The following is a 1145-nucleotide window of genomic DNA, read 5'->3' on the forward strand; positions in this document are numbered from 1 at the left end:
CTATTTTTATTTCCGCTCTCGGCAGTTTAGCGTGATAAAAATAGTGAATCACGCTAATATTGTGGAAACAAGTATTCACGAATCACGAATTATGAGCGGTTGGATTCGAGCCAACCTGAAGGAATTAACTTGGCAGATTTGTTCAATCCAAACTTGTAGAGAGGATCATAATATTAGCGGTGATGATGAAGTGGATTATGTTTGCTGATCTGCGTGGTCAACGATCGGCAAGCTATCACGTGAGCGCCGGCATTCCACTGGTACTTTATGATATCCCTCGCCGTTACGCACCTCCCTGTAGGTTCTTCAGTTACGTCCGTAGGTGAGTAATTTCGTCAACATTTGTGTATGCTTGCTATCACTCATTGTATTGGCGTGCAATCAGCCGGTTCCTGCCCGTGAATGTTCTCAGACATGGCTTGGCACCAAACTTCGTTGCGGGATGCTGTATCATCCGATGCATTCTATATAGTACCTCACCGAGCTGTTGGGTAACACGCATTCATACAAGTCAACAGCTAAACTCTAAGAGCACAAACCTAAGCGTTACAATCCGTTTCCACATATCATAGAATATGAGTTCAATAAAGACTGATCTAATGCTAAACTCAGATGGATTGAATCTATCGGGTGAAGTGGTGTTTTCGTCACCAGCAGATGATTATATGACAGCATCATACGCTAGTGATGGAACAGCATATTCATTCCAATACGCGCCGGATATATTCGCTCGAATGACAGAGCACGGATACGTGCGGAAGGTGTACACTAAATTATATGAACTGATGGATGATTCACGGGAGAATGCAGATGATTGACTCGCTCCCTAACCGTCCGCTCAAACCTCCTGAGGTGGATGAAGTAGAGGCACTGGTCGACTCAGGAGAGGTCTCACCGTTGACTACAATGAAGGTGTTTCCAGATGACACGCTGGCGCCGTTCGATGAGATCGATGAAGCCGGTGATTTCCTACATGTGTATGAGGCGCTGCGTGTATACAGTCTGATTCATGTAACCGAAGAACACGGCACCACAGTCGCATTCTCTGAAGAAGACGGAGAATGGGTGCAGGCGATTGAAATGACGGCAGAGTATGATACAGATGAACTCGAAAAACGCACACACGAGTTTGTTCAAGAGCATAT

3 protein-coding genes are annotated in these 1145 nt (G+C 45.3%); all 3 read left to right on the top strand.

Translation table 11 applies throughout. The features are described from left to right. Window positions 1-208: hypothetical protein (locus J07HQW2_RS18230; RefSeq protein ID WP_303704037.1), on the top strand; the 208-nt coding region annotated here is incomplete at its 5' end. A 367-nt stretch (window positions 209-575) separates the two neighbouring features. Further along, window positions 576-818: a hypothetical protein gene (locus tag J07HQW2_RS09055; RefSeq protein WP_021053833.1), complete on the top strand. Its 243-nt coding sequence runs from the start codon at window positions 576-578 to the stop codon at window positions 816-818. Continuing rightward, window positions 811-1145: hypothetical protein (locus tag J07HQW2_RS09060; protein ID WP_048075587.1), on the top strand; the 335-nt coding region annotated here is incomplete at its 3' end. The genes J07HQW2_RS09055 and J07HQW2_RS09060, both read left to right, overlap by 8 nt.

Origin of the sequence: Haloquadratum walsbyi J07HQW2 (assembly GCF_000415985.1) — an archaeon.
GTDB classification, from domain to species: Archaea; Halobacteriota; Halobacteria; order Halobacteriales; family Haloferacaceae; genus Haloquadratum; species Haloquadratum walsbyi_B.

Bases quoted from the DNA above. Each gene is read 5' to 3' on its own strand.
- J07HQW2_RS09055 (WP_021053833.1), top strand. From the start codon at position 576: ATGAGTTCAATAAAGACTGATCTAATGCTAAACTCAGATGGATTGAAT.